Origin of the sequence: Achromobacter aegrifaciens (genome assembly GCF_902859965.1) — a bacterium.
Taxonomy (GTDB): domain Bacteria; phylum Pseudomonadota; class Gammaproteobacteria; order Burkholderiales; family Burkholderiaceae_B; genus Achromobacter; species Achromobacter aegrifaciens.
This window is the reverse complement of record NZ_CADIKO010000001.1, coordinates 1,771,882-1,790,787: the sequence shown is the minus strand read 5'-3', so window position 1 is coordinate 1,790,787 and position 18,906 is coordinate 1,771,882. Positions and strand designations below refer to the sequence as shown.

Below are 18,906 nucleotides of genomic sequence, written 5' to 3'. Positions count from 1 at the left end.
CTCAGGCGATCGGCGCGGGCGGCTCCCCGCCTTGCTGCGCCTCTTTCATTTCCATCAGCAGGCTGTGCAGCATCTCGGTGGACAGCCCGTGCAGCACCAGCCGGTAGCCCGCGCGCAGGGTCGACATCGGCACCAGCGGATGGTTGTTGTTGACCAGGATCAGGTGCTGCGGCGCGCCCAGCAGCTTGGCCGCATAGATGCCGATGGTCTCGTCCAGCTGCAGCGAATTGGCCGCGCGCCAGAAGTCATTGTCGGTCAGCATCAGCTGATATAGCGGCGTGAAAAGCTCGATGGCGCTTTGCAGGTCCAGGAAATTCAGCTTGCCCTGCGGCATGTCTTCGAGCCGCAGATCGGGATCACGGATCATCGAAAAATCGACCCGCTGCGGCGCATGCATTTCCACGCCCGCATCGCGCAGCGCCTGGTTCAGGCGGATGACGAAGTTGAACAGGTTCAGGTCATGCTTGACGAAGAGTTCGTCCTTCAGGTCATCGATATCGCGCGGCTCCAGCGGCGTGGTCGTGACCGGCACCGGCGAGTTGGCGGCGATGAACGACAGAATCTGCGCGCCCAGGTGGAAGTGGCGCAGGATCAGCCAGTTGGCCTCCGGCGACACGAAGCGCTTCAAGCCCCACGCCAGGATGCGGTGCAGCAGCTTCGAATGCGACCAGCGGCGCGGCAGGAAGGTCTTGATGACCTGGATCAGGATGATGAAGGCGCGCGCCAACGGCCGCAGGAACGGCAGCAGGTATTGGCGCGAAGCGCAGCTGGAATCCGTCAGCCAGGCCTTCTTCACCTTGTCCGGCAAGGGCGTGCTGCGGTCCAGGTAGAGCGCAAGCCAGGGGCTGGGATCGGCGGGATCGTGCGGCTTGGCGAGGAACTCGGGTTCTTTGCTCATCACGCCTCGCCTTCCATCACGTGGTGGAACTGCATCAGGTAAAGCGCGGCCGTGCGGCGCGCCGTGTCGACGATGCGCTGCTCGGCGCGGCCGTCCTCATCGCAATCCAGCGCCAGTTCCACCGCCGACAGCCAGCGCGCCAGGTGATGCTCGTCGTTGTGGCCGTGATACTCCAGGAAGCGGAAGGCGTCCGGCGGCAGTTTCAGGCTGGCCTTGAGCAGCGGCAGCAGCGCCGGCACGATGCGCTGGCCCGTGCCTTCGATGATGTAGATGGCGCCCAGCAGGCCGATGGGGTCGCGCGTGGCGGCCAGGCCGTGCAGATAGGCGTTGAGCGCTTCGCCGCCGGGATTGCGGCGCAGGGCGTCAATGTCGGCGACCTCGCCGCCCGCGGTGCGATAGTCCTGGAACAGGATCTGGAAGTCGTTCTGCTCCTCGCCCGCATGCGTGTCGATCAACGCCGCAAGCGGCGCGTATTGCTCGGTCAGCGAGGCCGCGCCTTCGCGCATCCACTTGCTGCCTTCGCGCACCTGCGGAATCCAGTTCTCCATCCAGTTCAGATAGTCGGCCGTCTGGAATTGGCGGTTGCGCAGGCGCCGCACCACCGGCGTGCGCCACACGCGCGAGCGGTAGTCGTGCCAGATCGCGGCCAATTCGGTCAGCAGCTGGCCCAGGCCCTGGGGCGCCATGTCCGGGTCATGCGGCGGCGCGATGGCGGCAGCGTCATCGCTGTTCGCGTCCTCGCGCGGCGCAGCCGCGGCCGGCGCGCCCGCGGCGACCTGCGGGGCGTGGACGGCCTCGGCCTCCAGCAGCATGTAGGCGGCCATGAAACGGCCTGATTCCGGGATGTAGCAGAAGATCTGCTCGCCCGGTTTCACTTCGCGCGTTTCCAGGAACTCCGCCAGCATGATCAGGATGGACGCCGCGCCGGTATTGCCGCGCCACGCCAGGTTGCTGAACCAGCGCTCGCGCGGGATCACCAGGCCGGCCTTCTCCATCAGGTCTTCCACCACCGGAATGAACTTCTCCGATGAGTAGTGGCACAGGAAGTGGTCGACCTGATCCGGATCCACCCAGCCGTCGCGCACCAGCTTGGCGTATTCATGGATGCCGATGTCGAACAGGTGCGGCAGCAGGCGGATGTCCTGGCGCAGCGACAGCGCGCCGTCGGCCTCGGCCTCGTTCCAGGACGGATAGTCCAGATGGCCGCGAGCGCGGTCGGCCGAAAGGCCCAGCTGCATGCACACCGGATAGTCGCCCGAGAACGAGCGCTGGTGCACCCACTTCAAGCGCAGGCGCACGCCCTGCGAAGCGCCCGGCAGGGGCCGGCCACTATTGCCCAGCAGCACCGCTCCCGCGCCGTCGGACAGCATCCAGCGCAGGAAATGCGCGTCGAAGTCGGCGTCGTAGCCGCGCGCCGCGAAGCGCGAACGCTTGAACAGCCGCGACGGCAGCTCGCTGGCCACGGCCAGGGCGCTGGCATGGCCGCCCAGCTCCACGCCCTGCGCGGCCGTCTGGATGGCCGATACGCCCGCGGCGCAGATGCCGTGCACCGACAGGGTTTCCATCGGATGCGCGGCCAGCTCGCCCTGGATCATGTTGGAGAAGCCCGGCATCAGCGCGTCCCCGCCCGACGAGCCGCTGGCCAGCAGCGACACGGCGGACAGGTCGCTGTCGTTGCGCCGCAGGCAATCGCGGATGGCGTTGGCCGCCAGTTGCGCGTTGCTGAACACCGTGGCGCCTTCCTGGTCGATCGCGTAGTAGCGCTGCTTGATGCCGTTCTCGGCCAGGATGCGGCTCTTGATGCGGCTGGACATGCGGTTCAGCGGCGCGATGTAGCTGTCCATGGCATCGTTGGACACGGGTTCGCCCGGCATGAAATAGCCGGCGCTTTCCAGATAGACACGATGAAACGCGATGGGCATGAGAGGCCTCTGGTGGATATAGGGTGTGTGGCGCTAGCGGATGTGCTCGGGCGCCATGCATGAACGGCTGCGAAAGCGCGGCAGGAAGGCGCCCAGCACGAACACGCGGAACATGTAGGGCGTGAGCCCGGGCTCATTCAACGCCGGATTCACGCGGCTGCGGTATTGCTCGCGATGCAGGCGCTCCAGTTCGGACCAGTGCGCCCGCGGGTGCTCGTGGTGCGCGGTATGCAGGCCGATGTTGAAGAGCAGCGGATTGACCAGCCCTTCGAAATTGCGCGCATAGTTCAGGCCCGCGACGGCCCGGGGGCCGCCGTCCGCATGGGCATGCTGCAGATAGTTGGTGGCCAGCAGCCAGTGCAGGCCGTGCAGCTGCGGCACGATGACGAACACCAGCGCTTTCATGGGATTCACGGCCAGCAGTCCGCCCCACAGGCCCAGCCACACGCCGTACTGCGCCATGCAATAGCGCCAGGCGCCCGGCCAGTGGCGGCGCAGGCGGCCCAGCCAGGCGAAGAACAGCGGGTACAGCACCCAGCCGGCCTGCAAGGGATGGATCAGGTAGCCCCACAGATGGTTGGTGTCGCCACCGAAGCGGTAGGTGCGCGCCACATCGCGCGCGCCGTGCTTGTAGCGGTGGTGATTGGCCACGTGCGCCGGATAGAACACGAAGGTCGGATGCCCCTGCAGCAGTGTGATCCAGAAATCGGTGGCGCGGTTGGTCCAGCGCCCCCGCCACATGCGGATATGCGTGTGGTTGTGGTGGATGACACCCACGCCCAGGGTCAGGAACAGCATCAGGCCGTACAGCGGCCACCAGAACCCGTGCACCCATTGCCAGGCCGCCAGCGCGGGCAATGCGCCCAGATAGGCCAGGCTTTGCCAGTCGCGCCGGTTGCGCAGCGACGGCAGCCGGCGCTGCCGCTTAAGCGCGCCCGCCAAGCGATTCTCGCTGCCGGAAAGCATTCAGCTGGGACTGCGCCGCCTCGGCCTTCAGGCGGGTGCGGAACAGGCGGTCCATGAAGGTGAACTGGAAGCCGTAATTGCCGTTGTAGCAGGCGTGGTGCAGATGATGGCGGCGGCTGGCGGCGAACCAATGCGCGTAGGACACATTGGGGAAGAAGTCGTAGTTGGCGTGGCCGATGCAGTTGAAGAACAGGCTGAACAGCGGCACCGACGCCAGCGACCAGAAGCTGAAGTCATGCAGCACCATGGGCAGCATGATCACGTTGCCCAGCATCAGCGCCTCGATGGGATGAAAGCTATAGGTCGAGAACGGCGTGGTCACGACCGAACGGTGATGCGGCAAGTGGAAGCGGCGCAGCAGCTTGGTGTGCAGCAGGCGGTGGTTGATCCAGAAATGCACGTCGTTCCAGGCCACCAGCACCAGGATTTCGACAGTGATCTTTTGCCAGCTGGCATCCGGATCCAGGTGCGCCCAGCCCAGCTGCAACAGGCCCCACGGAAAAATCATTCCGGTGCCGAACAGCAGGATGGACAGGCCGGATTGCGCGAACTCGCGCCGCAGTTGCCCCGGCGCCAGCGGACGCGGATCCAGCGGGCGTCCGATGCCCAGCGCCGGCAGGATGTGGTGCGTCAGCAGCCAGGTGGCCGCACCGAAGACCAGATAGATGCCGCCGAAGAAAAGCAGGCCCGCCAGCATGACTTGCCAGGCGGACAAGGCTACAAAAGCTTGGGCCATGAACGTTCTGTTTCACCCGAAGAATGGGCGCATGATAAGCAATCCGTCAGCTTCCCGGTAGGACATTTATTACAAAATGAATCCGAAGGCCACAAAGCTGGCGGACTGCTCACCAAGTTCGGGCTACTGGCAGGGATATTGCCGGTTCAGCCCCGCCACGGCGGCGTCCATGCGCGCGGCCAAGCCCGCGCTGGCGGACGGCATGGGCATGCGCAGCTCCTCGCTCAGCAGGCCCTGCCGTCCCAGCTGCGCCTTCAGAGGGCCGGGATTGGGCTCGGCGAACGTCAGCTGGATGATGGGGACCAGCGCGTGGAACAGCTTCCTGGCCAAGTCCAGCTGCTGCGCCTTCACCGCCTGATGCATGGCCACGAACAGATCGGGGCGGATATGCGCGGCGGCCGCGATCATGCCCGAACCCCCCAGGCTCATCACGGACAGCGCCTGCAGGTCCTCGCCTGCCAGCACGTGCATGTTGCCGTCGGCGATCAGCGCGATGGTCTTTTCCAGCGAACCGCCGCAGTCCTTGATCGCCGCGATGTTCGGGTGCGCGGCCAGCGCCAGCAGGGTCGCTGTGTCCAGCGTCGTGCCGGTGCGGTAGGGAATGTCGTAGAGCACCAGGGGGAAGCGCGAGGCATCGGCCAGGCAGCGGAAATAGGCGGCGGCGCCTTCCTGGCCGGGCCGCACGTAATACGGCGCGGGCGCCAGGATGCCGGCCAGCGGACGCGTGCCGAAGGCGGCCAGGCGCTGCATCACGTGTCCGTGGTGGTTGCCCGCCAGGCCCATGATGACGGGCAGCCGACCCGCTTCGGTCAGCACGGCGTCCAGCACCGCCAGTTGCTCGGCGTCATCCAGCGATGCGGCCTCGCCGGTGCTGCCGCACACGACCAGCCCGTCCACGCCCGCGGCGGCATAGTGGCGCACCAGCCGGCGCAAGGCCCCGCCATCCACGGCGCCGCCGGCAAACGGCGTGACCAGCGGCACCCAGACGCCCTGGATCGGAGATTGATGATGAGATTGCATGAGAACACTCCTTCGGTGTAAGCGGACCGTGGTTGGGGACCGTACAGAAGTGCTCGGGATGTCAGGGGATGCGCGGACGGCGCCAAGCGCCGCCAGGAGGCCGCTGTTCCGTCGCCCATCTGACGGAACAGCATGCTCCGGTCAGATGAGCGGCTGTTTTTTGGATTTCAGGCCGGCGCAAACCAGCACCACGCCCTGGGCGCGGAACGGGAAAGCGGATTGGTTGGCCTGATGAATCATGTATGGATTGAATGCAGTGGTCTGCAAGCGCAGATGCGGGAATCTACCGGGAGCCCGCAACGCTGTCAACGCCGCGTCTCAGCCCAGACTGGCCAGGAACACCGCGCACAGGGCTTCCATGCCCTGGCGGTCGTCTTCGTCAAAGCGGTCGGGCACGGGGCTGTCCACGTCCCACACGCCGATCAACTGGCCCTGATGCACCAGCGGCACCACGATCTCGGAACGCGAGGCCGCATCGCAGGCGATGTGGCCGGGAAAGGCATGCACGTCGGGCACCAGTTGGGTCTGGCGCTGGCTGGCGGCCGCGCCGCACACGCCGCGGTTCAGCGGGATGCGCACGCAGGCCGGCTTGCCCTGGAAGGGGCCCAGCACCAGTTCCGTGCCGTCGTAGAAATAGAAGCCCGCCCAGTTCAGTTCGGGCAGGGCCTGATAGGCCAGCGCGCTCAGGTTGGCGGCATTGGCGATGCGGTCATGCTCGCCTTCGAGCAGGGCGCGGGCCTGGGCGACCAGTCCGGCATACAGGGCGGCCTTGGAATCGGCGACGATGGGAGCGGCTTCGAACATGGGAAATGTAACTGTACAGGCGGTTATCGATGCAGGTGATTTTAGGGCTTGGCGCCATTAAGGGGGCCGGGCCGCTGCCGTGTGGGACAATAGTTTTTTGCCGAATGTTTTTTCCGCCGGGCCACCCCAAGGGATCAACCGCCCGTATTTTCCTACCCTTCTTGATCAAGAAGCACTCCATGGACAAGCCTCTCGAACCTGCGTTTTCCTTTTCGGAACGCGCCCAGCAACTCACCAGCTCCGCCATCCGCGAAATCCTCAAGGTAACCGAGCGCCCCGAAGTCATCTCGTTCGCTGGCGGCCTGCCGGCGCCCGGCGGCTTCCCGGTAGAGGTAGTTCGCGCGGCATTCGACAAGGTACTGTCCACCAACGGTCGCGCCGCGCTGCAGTACGGCCCCACCGAAGGTTTTGCGCCGCTGCGCCAATGGGTTGCTGACGACCTGAACAAGGCCGGCGCCAGCGTCGCCGCCGACCAGATCCTGATCGTGTCGGGTTCGCAGCAAGCGCTGGACCTGCTGGGCAAGGTGCTGATCGACAAGGACAGCAAGGTGCTGGTCGAAGACCCCAGTTACCTGGGCGCGCTGCAATCGTTCAGCCTGTACCAGCCCAACTTCGTGCCGGTGCCCACCGACGAAGGCGGCCTGATCCCCGAAGCCATCACGCCTGAACTGGCCGAAGGCGCCCGCTTCCTGTACGCCCTGCCCAACTTCCAGAACCCCACCGGCCGCACGCTGAGCCTGGAACGCCGCATCGCGCTGGTCAAACGCGCCGCGGAACTGAACCTGACCATCGTCGAGGACGATCCCTACGGCGAACTGCGCTACGCAGGCGAACCGCAGCCGGGCCTGATCGCGCTGGCCGCCGAGTACGGCGCCAACGTCGTGCGCCTGGGCACGTTCTCCAAGGTGCTGGCCCCCGGCCTGCGCCTGGGCTACATCGCCGCCGCACGCCCGCTCATCAACAAGCTGGTGCAAGCCAAGCAGGCCACCGACCTGCACACGCCCACGCTGACGCAGATGGCCGTGTACGAGATCGTCAAGGAAGGCTTCCTGGAAGAGCACCTGCCCAACGTCCGCGAGATCTACCGCGCCCAGGGCAGCTGCATGCTGGATGCCATCAAGCAGGAATTCCCGGACACCGTCACCTGGACCAAGCCGGAAGGCGGCATGTTCATCTGGCTGACGTTGCCCGAGCACATCGACAGCACCAAGCTGCTGGAAAAGGCCATCGCGCAAAACGTGGCGTTCGTGCCCGGCGCGCCGTTCTATTGCGGCGCCGGCAAGACCAACACGCTGCGCCTGAGCTTTGCCACCGTGCCGGAAGACAAGATCCGCCGCGGCATCGCCATCCTCGGCAAGCTGCTAAAAGCCGAGGTGTAGTAGGTCCCCCCCCGAAGCGCCTGTGGCGCTTCCCCCCCAGGGGGGCGCCGCTACGGACCGGCGGAGCCCGGATCCGTGCGGCCCCGCTTTCGCCACGACAGTGACGATATGACGCGGGTGCCTCGAAGGGGGGGATAGGACATGAACGGCGGCCGGGCGCGATGTCCGGCCGCCGTTGTTTTATGCTCTTGGTTTTCCCATTCCGTTTCGCCGTGACAGTGAGCGCCCCCCAACAATCTCCCGTCGACCTCAGCGACATCGTTTTCACCGACTGGGTCGAACGCTGGCTGCCCAAGTCCTGGCGGCCCTATGCCCGCCTGTGCCGCCTGGACCGCCCGATCGGCACCTGGCTGACCCTGCTGCCGGCCATTGCGGCGCTGATCCAGGCCGCGGGCGGCCTGCCGGACCTGCAGCGGCTGATCGTGTTTTCGCTGGGCGCCCTGCTGATGCGCGGCATCGGCTGCACCGTCAACGACATGTGCGACCGCAACTTCGACAAGCACGTCGAGCGCACGCGTTTCCGCCCTCTGACCAGCGGCCAGCTGACGATGAAGAACGCGGTCTGGTTCCTGCTCGGGCAATTGCTGGTCTGCGGGTCGCTGCTGTTCTTCCTGAACGAAATGAGCCGCTGGCTGGCCGTGGCCGTGCTGCCTTTCGTCTTCATCTACCCGCTGTGCAAGCGTGTCACCTACTGGCCGCAAGTGGTGCTGGGCATCTGCTTCAACTGGGGCATGCTGATGGCCTGGTCGGACACGCAGAACCACGTGCCGCTGGCCGCCATCGCCATGTGGGCGGGCGCCGTGCTGTGGCAGGTGGGCTACGACAGCATCTACGCCTACGTGGACGTGCGCGACGACCGCAGCCTGGGCCTGCATTCCACCGCCATGCGCTTTGGCGACCAGGGCAAGCTCTGGATCGGCGGCTTCTATCTGGCCACCATCGTGCTGTGGGCCTGGGGCGGCTACGCCATCGGCCTGTCGTGGGCCTATCAGGTCGGCATGGTGGCGGTGGCCGTGCACCTGGCGTGGCAGTTGAAGGTCTTCGACATCCAGCGCCCCGACCGCAACTTCATGCTGTTCCGCGCCAACCTCTGGCTGGGCGCGCTGCTGGTCGCCGCCGCACTGGCCGGCACGCTGATTCGCTGACGTCCTGCCGGCGCGGCAATGAACCCGGTCGATCGGCGGGGTCCGCGCCGCGCTGAGGCTGCGTTGATGCCGCGCATTGCGAGCATCGCGCGCAAGGCCCATGATGGAACCTCCGCAACGCATTACGGAGACCACGCATGCCCTCATTGCTCAAATCCCTGGCCTTGACGGCCGCTGCAGCCGCCGCCTTCGTGGCCATTCCGGCCCAGGCCGCCAGCGATTGCTCGGCCCAGCGCGGCTGCGCCGCCAAGTTCTGCGAAATCGAAAACGACATCGCCGCCGCCAAGGCGCAGAACAATACCCGCCGCGAAGCCGGCCTGCGCAAGGCCCTGGCCGAAGCCAAAGCGAATTGCACCGACAGCCGCCTGCAATCCCAGCGCGAAGCCGACGTGCGCGAGAAGCAGAACAAGGTCGCCGAGCGCGAAAGCGAGCTCAAGCAGGCCCGCGCCAAGGGCAAGCAGGACAAGATCGACAAAGCCCAGCGCAAACTGGACGAAGCCCAGGCGGAATACAACGCCGCGCTGGTCGAACTGAACCGCTGATTCCCTCCTCCTTGCCGGTCCCGGGCTTTTCCGGGGCTGCGCCCCCCACTCCCCCCGCCGCCAGACCTCCGCCCTACCGGGTGGACTACCTCCTATGGTGTCATCAAATGGAAATTCCACCACCCATGGTGCCATTTGGTGAAATGGAAACCTATTAGTCTTCTTTTTGGAAAGATGTTTTCAGAGAATCAGGGTTTATCCGGAGATGATTTGCGCCCAGAATGCATCTTATCGGGACACAGCAAGCGAACCCCAGGCAATCAGGCCAGCGGTTCGGCTCCCAAGCTCAAGACATTGGAGGTCTGCTATGAAAACCCTTGCTACCGCTTTGATGCTGTCCATGTCCGTTCTGGCTGCCGGCGCCCAAGCCGCCGAGGCTGATCAGGGCCCGACCCGCGCTCAGGTCCAAGCCGAACTGCAACAAGCCAAGGCCTCGGGCCAATACACCTTCGGCGAAGAAGGCTACCCCGCCGCCATCGCCCCGAAGTCGACCCTGACCTCGCAGCAAGTGCAAGCTGAACTGCAACAAGCCAAGAACGCCGGTGAAGTGACCTTCGGCAACCTGGACTACCCGCCCGTCGCCGCGGCTGAACAAGCCACCTCGCTGACCCGCGCCGAAGTCCGCACCGAACTGGCCCAGGCCAAGTCGGAAGGCCTGGTCACCTTCGGCAACCTGGACTACCCGCCCCTGGGCAGCTGATCCCCCCCTGGCCTCCCCGGCCAGGCAGCGCCCCAAAGCCCTCCGGCCCCAAACCGGAGGGCTTTGTTTTTGACGTTTCGATATTTAATTAAGTCGAATTGACGTTACCGATGGCCGATTCGACTATTTAGTCTCTACACATCGACAGCGACCGCGCATAGGATGAGCTCACCCTCTCCCCCATCCATGCAGGAGCCGCACCATGACCACCGCCTCTCCCCGGCCCGTCGTACTTCTGGGCGCCGGAAAAATCGGTTTCGCCATTGCCCTGATGCTGGAACGCAGCGGCGGCTATTCGGTACTGGTAGCCGACCAGGATCCCGAACGGCTGCGCATCGTGGCCGAACTGGGTTGTGAAACCCGTCAGATTTCCGGCGACGACTCCGTGGCGCAATGCATCGAGGGGCGTTACGCGGTCATCAACGCGCTGCCCTTTCACCGCGCCGCCGCGGTGGCCGGCCTGTGCGCCAAGGCGGGGGTGCACTACTTCGACCTGACCGAAGACGTGGCCAGCACGCACGCCATCCAGGCGCTGGCGGAAGACGCCCGCAGCGTGCTGATGCCGCAATGCGGCCTGGCCCCGGGTTTCATCGGCGTGGTCGGCAACGCGCTGGCGCGCCGCTTCGATACCCTGCTGGATCTGCGCATGCGCGTGGGCGCCCTGCCGCGCTATCCCTCCAACAGCCTGCGCTACAACCTGACCTGGAGCACCGAGGGACTGATCAACGAGTACTGCAATCCCTGCGAGGCCATCGTCGACGGCCAACTGACCAGCGTGCCCGCGCTGGAAGGCTACGAGACCTTCGCGCTGGACGGCGTGGAGTACGAAGCCTTCAACACGTCCGGCGGACTGGGCACCCTGCCCGCCACCTTGCGCGGCCGCGCCCGCAACGTGGACTACAAATCGGTGCGCTACCCGGGCCACTGCAGCATCATGAAATTGCTGCTCAACGACTTGCGCTTGCGGGACCGCCGCGACCTGCTCAAGGAAATTTTCGAAGCCGCCATTCCCACGACCGAACAGGACGTAATCGTGATCCAGGCTTCGGCATCGGGCCGCCGCCATGGCCGGCTGGAAGAGGAGTCCTACCCCATCCGCATCTTCGGCGCGGACGTCGACGGCCATCGCCTGAGCGCGATCCAGCTGTCCACCGCCGCCGGCATCTGCGCCGCGCTGGATCTGGTGGCGCAGGGCGCATTGCCGCAACGCGGGTTCGTCGGGCAGGAAGCCATCGATCTGGATGCGTTCATCAACAACCGCTTTGGCCGCGTGTACGCGGGCAAGCCGCTGGCGCTGGCGCTGGCGCTGGCGGGCAGCGGCGCCATGGCCGACCGCTGAACCACGACGCGCCCTCATGCGTCCTGCCCCGCGAGAGCGCAGGACGCTAGCTCCAGCCTTCCAGCCGCAGCGTCGCGCGCACCAGGCGCTGCTCTTCCTGCTCGATATCGGCCAGGCTCTGGCGCACGCTGTCCACGTGGTCCGCGGCCGCCTTGCGCGCCTGCTCCGGCTGGCGCGCCGTCACGGCGTTGAACAGCCGCGTGTGCTGCCGGTCGATCTGGCGCTTCTCGGGTTGGCGGTGGTACAGGTTGTTGACGCAGGCGAAGACCGAGCCCAGCAGCAAGTCCGTCAGCGATTGCAACGTATGCACCAGCACCGGATTGTGCGAAGCCTCGCAGATGGCCAGGTGAAAAGCATGGTCCAGATGCGCGTGCGTCGCCGTGTCGGTGGCCGTGCCCTGCGCCGCCACCATTTCGTCATAACGGCGGCGGATCATGATGAAGTCCGCCTCTGTGCCGCGTATGGCCGCCAGCCGGGCAGACTCGGCTTCCAGCAGCGAACGCACTTCCAGCAGGTCGTAGAGCGTGCGCGGCTGCGAATTGAACAGGTGCATCAGCGGACCGGCATCCACCTTGGATATGTGCGCCACATACGAACCCTTGCCTTGCGCGGTGTGGATGATCTCGCGCGCGCGCAAGAGCTTGAGCCCTTCGCGTAGGGCCGTGCGCGACACGCCCAGCTTCTCGGTCAGACGCCGTTCGGAAGGCAGCGCCTGGCCGGCCTTCAGCACGCCGTCCAGGATCAGGCGTTCGATCCGTTCGGCAACCTCGTCCGCCACCTGGCGAGGCTTTTCTTCAGTTTCCGCGTACATGCACTCTCCGCACCAGTGGTATGACCAAGCGCATCCCCGATCGGACCTCTTGCATAACACCCCCGTAAGTAGCTGATATAAAACCATAAAAATTACGACTTTGCCCATACGGCAGTGCACAAACTGGTATGACCAGCGGGTTTTGATATGGACATTGCGGCAGGCGCGAACGATGATGTCGAGACCAGATACGCCCGGCGCACGGCGTCGGCCAGTCCCTTACCGCTAGAGAACCGCATGACTCAACGCATCCAGCATCACGGCCTGCAAGTGGCGGCCAATCTCAATCAATTCATCGAACAGGAAGCCCTGCCCGGCACCGGCTTGGATGCCGAAGGCTTCTGGCAAGGCTTCGCGGCCCTGGTGGACGACCTGGCTCCGAAGAACCGCGCGTTGCTGGCCGAACGCGACCGCCTGCAGGCCGAGCTCGACGCATGGCACCGCGCCCACCCCGGCCCCATCGCCGATCCGGCCGCCTACCGCAAATTCCTGGAAGGCATCGGCTACCTGCTGCCGCAGCCGGCCAGTGTGCGCGCCACCACCGACAACGTCGACACCGAGATTTCGCAGCAGGCCGGCCCGCAGCTGGTCGTGCCCATGTCCAACTCGCGCTACGCGCTGAACGCCGCCAACGCGCGCTGGGGCAGCCTGTACGACGCGCTCTACGGCACCGACGCCATCCCCGCCACGCCCGGCGACACGGGCCGCGGCTACAACCCGGAACGCGGCGCCGCCGTCATCGCCCGCGCCCGCGCCTTCCTGGACACCGCCGCCCCGCTGGCCCAGGGCTCGCATGCCGACGCCCGCGGCTACACCGTGGAAAGCGGTCAACTGCGCGTGGCGCTGGCCAACGGCTCGACCGGCCTGAAGAATCCCGCGCAATTGGCCGGCTACCAGGGCGAGGCCTCCGCGCCTACGGCCATCCTGCTCAAGAACAACGGCCTGCACTTCGAAATCCAGATCGACCGCAGCCACAGCATCGGCGCCACCGACGCCGCAGGCGTCAAGGACGTGCTGGTGGAAGCCGCGCTCACCACCATCATGGACTGCGAGGATTCCGTCGCCGCCGTGGATGCCGAGGACAAGGTCCATATCTACCGCAACTGGCTCGGCCTGATGAAGGGCGACCTGACCGAAGAGGTCACCAAGGGCGGCAAGACCTTCACCCGCAAGCTCAACGCCGACCGCGACTACACGCGTCCCGACGGTTCACCGCTGACCCTGCATGGCCGTTCGCTCATGTTCGTGCGCAACGTCGGCCACCTGATGACCAACCCGGCCATCCTGGACCGCGAGGGCCGCGAAATCCCCGAAGGCATCCTGGACGCCGTGGTCACCAGCCTGGCCGCGCTGCAGGACCGCAAGCACAAGCTGAATTCGCGCACCGGTTCCGTCTACATCGTGAAGCCGAAGATGCACGGCCCCGTCGAAGCCGCCTTCGCCAGCGAACTGTTCGACCGCGTCGAAGACCTGCTCAAGCTGCCGCGCAACACCCTGAAAATGGGCATCATGGACGAAGAGCGCCGCACCAGCATCAACCTCAAGGCGTGCATCGAGGCCGCCGCCGCGCGCGTGGCCTTCATCAACACCGGCTTCCTGGACCGCACCGGCGACGAAATGCACTCCAGCATGGAAGCCGGCCCGATGCTGCGCAAGGGCGACATGAAGTCCACCGCCTGGATCACCGCCTACGAGCGCAACAACGTGCTGGTCGGCCTGGATGCCGGCCTGCGCGGCCGCGCCCAGATCGGCAAGGGCATGTGGGCCATGCCGGACCTGATGGCCGCCATGCTGGAACAGAAGATCGCCCATCCCAAGGCCGGCGCCAACACCGCCTGGGTGCCTTCGCCCACCGCAGCCACGCTGCACGCGTTGCACTACCACCAGATCGACGTGCAGGCGGTGCAGCAGGAGCTGGAACGCACCAAGCTCGACAGCGTGCGCGATGACCTGCTGGGCGGCCTGCTGACGGTGCCGGTCGGCGATCCGTCCAAGTGGTCCGCGCAGGACATCCAGCAGGAGCTCGACAACAACGTGCAGGGCATCCTGGGCTACGTGGTGCGCTGGATCGACCAGGGCGTGGGCTGCTCCAAGGTGCCGGACATCCACAACGTCGGCCTGATGGAAGACCGCGCCACGCTGCGCATCTCCAGCCAGCACATCGCCAACTGGCTGCGCCACAGCGTGACCAACCGCGAGCAGGTCATGGAAACCTTCAAGCGCATGGCCAAGGTGGTCGACGGCCAAAACGCGGGCGATACGCTCTACCGCCCGATGGCCGGCAACTTCGACACCTCGCTGGCATTCAAGGCTGCCTGCGCGCTGGTGTTCGAAGGCCTGACCCAGCCCAACGGCTACACCGAGCCGCTGCTGCACAAGTACCGCCTGGAGTTCAAGGCCAACCAGGCCTGATCCCGGCGCGCTTTGCCGCGACAAGACCGGACAGCCTGGCTGTCCGGTTTTTTTTTCGGGGCGCGACCCTGAAAAAAAGCGAGGCCAATTTCGCACGGTCGTGCTAAATTTGCCGCATGACTGCCAAAACCGAGAAAAGCGAGCTGACCTTCGCGGCCATTGTGGACGCGGCCCTGGACATGGCCGCGGCGCAAGGCATGGAGAGCCTGTCGCTCGGCCAGGTGGCCAAGCGCCTGGGCATCAGCAAGAGCGGCGTGTTCTCGCGCGTGGGCTCGCTGGAAGCCCTGCAGCAGGCGGTGCTGGACGAATACGACCGGCGCTTCCTTGAAGCCGTGTTCACCCCGGCCCTGGCCCATCCCCGCGGCCTGCCCCGGCTCAACGCCCTGGTCTCGCTCTGGATCGAGCGCGCCAGCAATGTCGAAACGCTGACGGGCTGCATCTACGTGGCCGGCGCATTTGAGTACGACGACGTGGAATCCCCGCTGCGCTCGGTGCTGGAGGGCAATCTACGGCGCTGGCGCAGCGCCATGCTGCGCACGGTCAACCAGGCGCTCGAAGCCGGCCACGTCAGGCCGGACACGGATCCCGAGCAGCTCGTATTCGAGGTCTACAGCCTGATGATCGGGCTGATGCACGATGCCCGCTTCCTGCGGGATCCCAAGGCTCCCCAGCGCGTGCGGGCGGCCTATGAACGATTGATTTCCACCTACCGCAGTTTCAAGTACCTCGAGTAGCCGTATTTCCAGCGCCGGCCCGTGCCGGCAATTCTTTACTTCAATTTCGCACGGTCGTGCGAAATTTTCCAGGAGCCTGACATGTGGATCGTTATCGCAGTGATCGCCGTTTCAGCCGGGGGCAGCGTCTGGCTGCAGTGGCGCGAGCTGCTCAAGCAGTTACCAGACCGCGCCGAGCATCTGGTACTTTTCTAGAAAGACATGGCCATCCCGTTCTATATTTCGAGTTCGCCTGTCCCGAACGTCGTCATGCCGCGCTCCAATCATCTACTGATCATCGATCCGCAGAATGACTTCTGCGACCTGCCCGAGTCGTACCTGCCCACGGATCCCGTGACGGGCGCCGCGCACGCGCCCGCCCTGCCTGTGGCCGGCGCCCACGCCGACATGCAGCGGCTCGCGCACTTCATCGACACGACCGCGCCCGCGCTTACCTCGATCACGGTGACGCTGGATTCGCACCATCGCCTGGACATCGCCCATCCGACCTTCTGGTCCACCGGCGACGGCCAGCCCGTGGCGCCGTACACGCAGATCACGGCGGCACAGCTGCGCGCGGGCGATTTCCGGCCGCGCCACGACGACGACCTGCCGCGTACCCTGTCGTACCTGGACGAACTCGAGGCGCGCGGCCGCTACACGCTGATGGTGTGGCCGCTGCATTGCGAAATCGGCACCTGGGGCCATAACGTGCATGCGGACGTGCGCGCGGCCTACAGCCGTTGGGAAGACGAGCGCCAGTTCATCGTGCGCAAGGTGCCCAAGGGCATGAACCCCTGGACCGAACACTACAGCGCGCTGATGGCCGAAGTCCCTGATGCCGACGATCCGCGCAGCCAGCTCAACCGCAGCCTGCTCGATTCGCTGGACCGCGCCGAACTCATCCTGATCGCCGGCCAGGCCGGCAGCCATTGCGTCAAGGCCACTGTCGAACACCTGGCCGAACACCTGCCCGGCCGCGACCTGTCGCGCCTGGTGTTGCTGACGGACTGCATGAGCCCCGTCGCGGGCTTCGAAGACGCACAGGCGACCTTCCAGCAACGCATGCGCGACCTGGGTATCCAGGCGCGCACCAGCGTCGACATGGCGCGGGCGCTGCTCGCGGCCTGATCCCGCCGCGCAAAACACAACGGCCGCCTGCTTGCGCATGGCGGCCGTGGTTGATGGGCTGCGTGGAGCGGGAACGCTCAGGCGGCGCCGCCGTGCTTGCCGTCGCACTCCACGTACAGCGCGCCGATGGCCTCGCACAATGCCGCGGGCTGTTGGAACAGGCGCGCCACCAGTATGCAACCTTGCACCGTGGCGAACACCGCGCGGCCAGCCGCCTCCGGCGTGCCAGAGAACTTCATCGTGCCCTGCGCCGCGCCTTCGGCCAGCACGCGTGCCAACCAGGCTTCGTGCGCGCGGAAGAATCCTTGCAATGCGCCACGCACGCGTTCGGGCAGCGAATTGACCTCGGCCGCCAGCATGCCGGCCAGACAGAGCTCGCCCGACCCGCAGGCGCGCGATTCCATCATCGACAGATATTGGTCGAGCTGCGCTTGCGCCGGCAGCGACGTGTCGATCCCGCGCATCGCGGCCAGCGCGCGCGCGCTGTAGGCTTCGACCGCCTCGTAGAGCAAGTCGTCCTTGCCCGGAAAGTAATAGTGGATGCTGGACGTCTTTACGCCCACGTGCTCAGCCAGGTCGCGGTAGCTGAAGCCGTTGCATCCGCGCGTGCGGATCAGCTTCTCGGCATGGGCCAGAAGCTGTTCGCGAGTGGTGTTGGAAGTAGGAGTGTCCATGGCTGAATATTACCTACTAATAGGTTGATTCGTCATCGGTTCCGGCAGCGTTGCCACTGCTCCAAAACCCTTGCGGACCCCGGCCGGGAATCATCCCGCCCCCCGGGATCCGCATGTGCCAGCATGAAACTCAGCCTTGCACGGGCGGGTAGTCCAGCTCACCGCTGTCGGTCAGGCCATGCGCGCGGGCGGCGGCCAATTCCTGCTGCACTTGCTTGCGGCTCTTGTCGCCGGCCGAGGCAAACATCGTGGCGGCGTAGCCTTCTTCGCCCGACACCAGCTCGCCATTGGCGCGCGCTTCGGCCAGTTCCTGCTGCACCTGGGCGCGGGTCACCGTGCTTTCGGTGTTCAGGGGAGGCGGATAGTCCAGCTCGCCGGCTTGGGCGGCGCCGATGAAGGAAGCGGACAGGATCAGGGCGGATACGAGGGTCTTCATGGTTGATCTCCAGTAAGGATCAGGTGCTGCATCAGGGTTTCGATGGAGCTATCTACTTATAGATAGACATCGAGGGAAAAAAAACTCAGCCTTGCACGGGCGGGTAAGCCAGTTCGGCGCTGTCGGTCAGGCCTTGGGCGCGGGCGGCGGCCAGTTCCTTCTGGACCTGGGCGCGGCTCTTGTCGCCAGAGGCGGCAAAGATCGTGGCGGCGTAGCCTTCTTCGCCAGACACCAGTTCGCCATTGGCGCGGGCCTGGGCCAGCTCTTGCTGCACTTGGGCGCGGGTCACCGTGCTTTCGGTGTTCAGGGCAGGCGGATAGTCCAGCTCGCCGGCTTGGGCGGCGCCAATGAAGGAAGCGGACAGGATCAGGGCGGATACGAGGGTCTTCATGGTTGATCTCCAGATAACGATTGCGTAGCGGTTCAAAAAACTATCTACTTATAGGTAGACAAAAAGGGAAATTAAAAAGCGGTCCTACTGTATTTCTGGTTTCGACGTCGGCGGGTGTTTGGTTTGCTGCGTCGATGGATGAATCTTATCTACTACTAGGTAGATAGCGCAAGAGGGTTTTGTGAAACAAAATAATTCAAGCAACACCGGGACTTCGCCTCACCTATGCCGGAATGGCGCCCCATCCGCGAGTCGGCCTCTCGAACGCGTCGGCCCACACTACCGCCAGGAGCAACAAAAAACCCGGTAAATCAGGAATTTACCGGGTTCTTGTTGAAGTCTGATGCCGCGCTGTGGCTTAGAACGGAATATCGTCGTCCATATCCGCCAGATTAGCGCCGCTGCTGGCCGGAGCCGCGGCGGGAGCCGGGCGCTGTTGCGGGGCCGGGCGTTGGGCCGGGGCGCGCTGCTGCTGCGGGCGCGAAGGCGCGTCGTCGTAGCCGCCACCGCCGCCGAAGCTTGCGCCACCGCCGCCGCCGTCTTCGCGGCCGCCCAGCATCTGCATCTGGTCGGCGACGATTTCGGTGCTGTAGCGGTCAGCGCCGGTGTCCTTGTCTTGCCACTTGCGCGTCTTCAGGCGGCCTTCGATGTAGACCGAGCGGCCCTTCTTCAGGTACTCGCCGGCGATTTCAGCCAGGCGGTTGTACATGACTACGCGGTGCCATTCCGTTTCTTCGCGGCGTTCGCCCGAAGCCTTGTCTTTCCAGGTGGAGGTGGTGGCAATGGACATATTGCAGATTGCCGCCCCTTCGGGGCTGTAGCGGACTTCCGGGTCGCGTCCCAGATTGCCCACGAGTATGACTTTGTTAACCGATGCCATGCCGTTG

At 65.4% G+C, this 18,906-nt stretch carries 19 protein-coding genes; 8 read left to right on the top strand and 11 right to left on the bottom strand.

What is annotated here, in order from left to right:
• Position 1: 1 nt before the first annotated feature.
• The 6 genes from HV793_RS08355 to HV793_RS08330 all read right to left on the bottom strand — a co-directional run bounded on the left by HV793_RS08355 (position 2) and on the right by HV793_RS08330 (position 6,346).
• Positions 2-898 (bottom strand): DUF6999 family protein, encoded by an 897-nt coding sequence (locus HV793_RS08355; protein ID WP_054457139.1) that lies wholly within the window; start codon positions 896-898, stop codon positions 2-4.
• Positions 898-2,820, bottom strand: coding sequence for a StlD/DarB family beta-ketosynthase (locus HV793_RS08350; RefSeq protein WP_054457141.1), 1,923 nt, complete (start codon positions 2,818-2,820; stop codon positions 898-900). The genes HV793_RS08355 and HV793_RS08350 overlap by 1 nt, the downstream gene beginning before the upstream one ends.
• Before the next feature lie 33 nt (positions 2,821-2,853).
• Positions 2,854-3,786 carry a fatty acid desaturase family protein gene (locus tag HV793_RS08345; protein WP_244300608.1) on the bottom strand — a complete coding sequence of 311 codons (933 nt, stop codon included), beginning with the start codon at positions 3,784-3,786 and terminating at the stop codon, positions 2,854-2,856.
• The gene (locus HV793_RS08340) at positions 3,746-4,522 is read right to left on the bottom strand and encodes a sterol desaturase family protein (RefSeq protein ID WP_054457145.1); all 777 of its coding nucleotides are present in this window, start codon (positions 4,520-4,522) and stop codon (positions 3,746-3,748) included. The genes HV793_RS08345 and HV793_RS08340 overlap by 41 nt, the downstream gene beginning before the upstream one ends.
• A gap of 123 nt (positions 4,523-4,645) precedes the next feature.
• A complete protein-coding gene (gene dapA / locus HV793_RS08335; RefSeq protein ID WP_054457147.1) occupies positions 4,646-5,542 on the bottom strand; it encodes a 4-hydroxy-tetrahydrodipicolinate synthase in 897 nt (298 codons plus the stop codon).
• Positions 5,543-5,860: 318 nt separating this feature from the next.
• Entirely contained in the window at positions 5,861-6,346 is a 486-nt protein-coding gene (locus tag HV793_RS08330; RefSeq protein ID WP_054457149.1) for a GAF domain-containing protein, read from the bottom strand.
• A 179-nt stretch (positions 6,347-6,525) separates the two neighbouring features.
• Here HV793_RS08330 and HV793_RS08325 point away from each other — a divergent pair, with 179 nt between their 5' ends.
• The 5 genes from HV793_RS08325 (at position 6,526) to HV793_RS08305 (ending at position 11,451) form a co-directional block, all read left to right on the top strand.
• A complete protein-coding gene (locus tag HV793_RS08325) occupies positions 6,526-7,725 on the top strand; it encodes an aminotransferase-like domain-containing protein (protein ID WP_119451792.1) in 1,200 nt (399 codons plus the stop codon).
• Positions 7,726-7,943: 218 nt separating this feature from the next.
• Positions 7,944-8,870 (top strand): 4-hydroxybenzoate octaprenyltransferase, encoded by a 927-nt coding sequence (ubiA, locus tag HV793_RS08320; protein ID WP_054457303.1) that lies wholly within the window; start codon positions 7,944-7,946, stop codon positions 8,868-8,870.
• A gap of 137 nt (positions 8,871-9,007) precedes the next feature.
• Positions 9,008-9,412 carry a DUF1090 domain-containing protein gene (locus tag HV793_RS08315; RefSeq protein ID WP_054457151.1) on the top strand — a complete coding sequence of 135 codons (405 nt, stop codon included), beginning with the start codon at positions 9,008-9,010 and terminating at the stop codon, positions 9,410-9,412.
• Positions 9,413-9,719: 307 nt separating this feature from the next.
• Positions 9,720-10,112, top strand: coding sequence for a DUF4148 domain-containing protein (locus HV793_RS08310; RefSeq protein ID WP_082401215.1), 393 nt, complete (start codon positions 9,720-9,722; stop codon positions 10,110-10,112).
• A gap of 202 nt (positions 10,113-10,314) precedes the next feature.
• Positions 10,315-11,451: a saccharopine dehydrogenase family protein gene (locus HV793_RS08305; RefSeq protein WP_175212970.1), complete on the top strand. Its 1,137-nt coding sequence runs from the start codon at positions 10,315-10,317 to the stop codon at positions 11,449-11,451.
• A gap of 46 nt (positions 11,452-11,497) precedes the next feature.
• Here the strand turns inward: HV793_RS08305 and glcC are convergent, their stop codons facing one another.
• Complete coding sequence (gene glcC, locus HV793_RS08300; protein ID WP_013396917.1) at positions 11,498-12,262, bottom strand: transcriptional regulator GlcC; 765 nt, start codon at positions 12,260-12,262, stop codon at positions 11,498-11,500.
• Positions 12,263-12,499: 237 nt separating this feature from the next.
• On the opposite strand from glcC, the gene HV793_RS08295 reads away from it, so the two are divergent.
• From HV793_RS08295 to HV793_RS08285, 3 genes are all read left to right on the top strand, one after another.
• The gene (locus HV793_RS08295; RefSeq protein WP_175160014.1) at positions 12,500-14,674 is read left to right on the top strand and encodes a malate synthase G; all 2,175 of its coding nucleotides are present in this window, start codon (positions 12,500-12,502) and stop codon (positions 14,672-14,674) included.
• A gap of 116 nt (positions 14,675-14,790) precedes the next feature.
• Positions 14,791-15,408: a TetR/AcrR family transcriptional regulator gene (locus HV793_RS08290; protein ID WP_175181581.1), complete on the top strand. Its 618-nt coding sequence runs from the start codon at positions 14,791-14,793 to the stop codon at positions 15,406-15,408.
• 249 nt (positions 15,409-15,657) lie between these two features.
• Positions 15,658-16,518 (top strand): cysteine hydrolase family protein, encoded by an 861-nt coding sequence (locus HV793_RS08285; protein WP_054457305.1) that lies wholly within the window; start codon positions 15,658-15,660, stop codon positions 16,516-16,518.
• 77 nt (positions 16,519-16,595) lie between these two features.
• On the opposite strand, the gene HV793_RS08280 is transcribed toward HV793_RS08285, so the two are convergent.
• From HV793_RS08280 to ssb, 4 genes are all read right to left on the bottom strand, one after another.
• On the bottom strand, positions 16,596-17,192 hold the full coding sequence (locus HV793_RS08280) for a TetR/AcrR family transcriptional regulator (RefSeq protein ID WP_054457159.1): 597 nt from the start codon (positions 17,190-17,192) through the stop codon (positions 16,596-16,598).
• 130 nt (positions 17,193-17,322) lie between these two features.
• Positions 17,323-17,628 carry a DUF4148 domain-containing protein gene (locus HV793_RS08275; RefSeq protein WP_054457161.1) on the bottom strand — a complete coding sequence of 102 codons (306 nt, stop codon included), beginning with the start codon at positions 17,626-17,628 and terminating at the stop codon, positions 17,323-17,325.
• An 85-nt stretch (positions 17,629-17,713) separates the two neighbouring features.
• Entirely contained in the window at positions 17,714-18,019 is a 306-nt protein-coding gene (locus HV793_RS08270; protein ID WP_042795957.1) for a DUF4148 domain-containing protein, read from the bottom strand.
• Between the two features lie 358 nt (positions 18,020-18,377).
• Positions 18,378-18,899 carry a single-stranded DNA-binding protein gene (gene ssb, locus HV793_RS08265; protein WP_119449719.1) on the bottom strand — a complete coding sequence of 174 codons (522 nt, stop codon included), beginning with the start codon at positions 18,897-18,899 and terminating at the stop codon, positions 18,378-18,380.
• Positions 18,900-18,906: the final 7 nt, after the last annotated feature.